The sequence below is a fragment of the Embleya scabrispora DSM 41855 genome, from assembly GCF_000372745.1.
GTDB classification, from domain to species: domain Bacteria; phylum Actinomycetota; class Actinomycetes; order Streptomycetales; family Streptomycetaceae; genus Embleya; species Embleya scabrispora.
Genome location: NZ_KB889635.1, coordinates 1 through 2,572 on the forward strand (window position 1 = coordinate 1; position 2,572 = coordinate 2,572).

The following is a 2,572-nucleotide window of genomic DNA, read 5'->3' on the forward strand; positions in this document are numbered from 1 at the left end:
CCACGACGCCGCCGGTCGAGAGCGTGGCCGGGCTGCAGCCGTGGCGGTTCGTGATCGGCGACATCGAACACGCGTACCCGGACCTGCGACACGTCGAGGGTTCCGCCCCCAGCCGCTGGGCGAGCCTGATCACCGAAGGCGAAAGCACATACCGGGCGGATTTCGTCTGGGGCCTACTCCAGAACGTGACCCGCCTCGACGCCGAGACGAATCCGCCCCCGATCGCGCAGGAGCTCTGAGCACCCCGCACCACCACCGGAATCGCCCCGCGAGCCCCCGAAGCCAGGCCCGCGCCACCAACTCCACACCGGGCGCGCCCCGCCGCTAGAACCGCACGCGCAACGACTCCGGCCCGCGCAGCGCCGTACCGAGCAACCCTCGCACGCGCGTCGGCTCAACGGATCGCATGGCCGGCAGCCGTTGCAGCAGCACCTTGAGCGCGGCCCGGATCTCGGCGAGGGCCAGCCAGGTGCCGAGGCACACGTGCGGCCCGTCGCCGAAGGCGAGCGTGGGTCGGACCCGGCGGCCGATGTCGAACACGTCCGGGTCCGGGTAGTGCGCCGGGTCCCGGTTGGCCGCCGTGATCGCGAAGATCAGCGGTGTCTCCGCCGGTATGTCCAGTCCCAGCCCCTGCCAGTCGCGAACCGGCGCCGGGCACACCCGAGGCAACAGCCCCACCGGCGGCTCCCAGCGCAGCGACTCCTCGACCGCCCATTCCAGTTCCTCGTCCGGGTCGGCCGACACCCGGGCCAGTTGCTCCGGGTGGGTGAGCAGCGCGTACAGCGCGTTGCCCAGCCCCAGGTAGGTGGTGTCGGCGCCGGCCGGGAAGAGCAGCCGCAGGAAGGAGAGGATCTCCTCGTCGGTGAGCCGGCGACCCTCGGCCTCGGTGCAGGCCAGCGTCGAGAGCAGGTCGTCGCCCGGGTCGATCCGCCGGCGCGCGACGATCGGCGTGACGTACTCGGTGAATTCGCGAGACGCGCGCTCGGCCGCCTCCGGCGCCATCGGGAAGTGGAACAGGTCGACGGCCCAACGGCGGAAGCGCTCCTCGTCGTCCATCGGCAGCCCGAGCAGTCGGGTGATCACCCGGACCGGATAGCCGTGCGTGAACTCGGTGACCAGGTCGGCCTCGCCGCGCGCCTCGAAGCGGTCCACGAGTTCGTGCGCGAGCGGTTCCAGGATCGCCTCGACCTGCTCGGTGACCACCTTGCGCCGAAACGCCGGCACCACGAGCTTTCGGTTGATCCGGTGCTCGGCGCCGCGCATGCACTGGATGGTGTGCCCGAGCACGGGTTCGGTGGTCGCGGCGTAGATCGCCGACGCCGGGAACGATTCCTCGTCCTTGAACGCGGCGGTCACCAGATCGTGGGTCAGGAACAACACCGCGCGCGTCCCCAGAAACGGCACGATCGCGTACGGCTTGCGCGCCCGCGCCGCGGCGAAGAGCTCGTGCAGGTTCGGAATGTCGTCGAAGGCGAAGTCGTAACCCTCGATATCGAGCACGTCGAACGGTTCAAAACCCCCACGCACTGCGGGCAGACTCATCCGAACCCCCTGACCTGTGCGACGAATATTCGTCGCCAAAGTGGCGTATATTCGTTGACTCTAAATACAAGTCCGACCCCGAACAAGGGATGCCGCATGGTTGCTTCGCCGCCCACCGATCGGGTGGTGGCCGTGGTCGAGTTGCTCGCCGCCGCGCCACGCGGGCTGAGCGTGTCGGAGGTGGCGGCCCGCCTGGACCTGAACCGGTCCACCGCGACCGCCGTGCTCGCCGCGCTCGCCGCTCCGGGCTGGGTGCAGCGCGGCCCGGATCGGCTGTACACACTCGGACCGGGCCTGCTCGCGGTCGCCGACGCGGTACATGCGCGCGTGCGGCTCCCGGCGGGCGCGGCACAGGTGCTGGCCACCCTCGCCGGCCGGGTCGGCTGTGGCGTGGCGCTGTCCCTGGTCGGAGTGGACCACGTGGTCTTCCTCGCGGTCGAGCCGGGACCGGGCCTGCTGCCGGCCGGAATCGAGGTGGGCACCCGACTGCCGCTGCGACCGCCGGCCGGGGCCTCGGTGATGCCGTGGCGGCCGGCCGCCGAACGGGCCGCGTGGCTCGCGCACGCCCCCGAGTTGGCGGCGACCCTGGACACGATCCGCGCACACGGCGTCGCCGCCTGGCGACCGCGCACCGACTCGGCCGAGTTGCTGACCGTCCTCCGGGACGTAGTCGGCCTGTTGGACGAACACCCGGGCCGCACCGGACTGCGCGAGCGAGTACGCGAACAACTCGCATCAATCAGCGCACACCCGTACACCGAAGCCGAGTTGACCTCGGACCACCCCCTCCCCTTGAGCTACCTCGCCGCACCCATCCGCGACACACACGGCCACCCGACCCACGAACTCCAAATCGGCCCCCTACGCGACGCCGTAGGCCCCACCGAACGCCACAAATACATCACCGCCCTACAAACCGCCGCCACCCACCTCTCCCCCACCCCCCACCACGACAGCACCCCCAACCCACCCCCACCCCAGCGATAGACGCGCGAAGCGCAACCAACACAGTCACTCCCCCAACCCCGAC

General features: G+C 70.8%; 2 protein-coding genes and 1 pseudogene. 2 read left to right on the top strand and 1 reads right to left on the bottom strand.

Features of this window, described 5'->3' with window-relative positions; genetic code table 11:
- Positions 1–239, top strand: a pseudogene (locus tag A3IC_RS54430) (hypothetical protein); the annotation flags it as partial.
- Positions 240–324: 85 nt separating this feature from the next.
- Here the strand turns inward: A3IC_RS54430 and A3IC_RS0114435 are convergent.
- Positions 325–1,542, bottom strand: a complete 1,218-nt coding sequence (locus tag A3IC_RS0114435; protein ID WP_052173485.1) for a cytochrome P450 — start codon at positions 1,540–1,542, stop codon at positions 325–327.
- Positions 1,543–1,638: 96 nt separating this feature from the next.
- Between A3IC_RS0114435 and A3IC_RS54435 the strand changes: the two genes are divergently transcribed.
- Positions 1,639–2,529 carry a helix-turn-helix domain-containing protein gene (locus A3IC_RS54435; protein ID WP_020550755.1) on the top strand — a complete coding sequence of 297 codons (891 nt, stop codon included), beginning with the start codon at positions 1,639–1,641 and terminating at the stop codon, positions 2,527–2,529.
- The last annotated feature ends 43 nt before the right edge of the window (positions 2,530–2,572 follow it).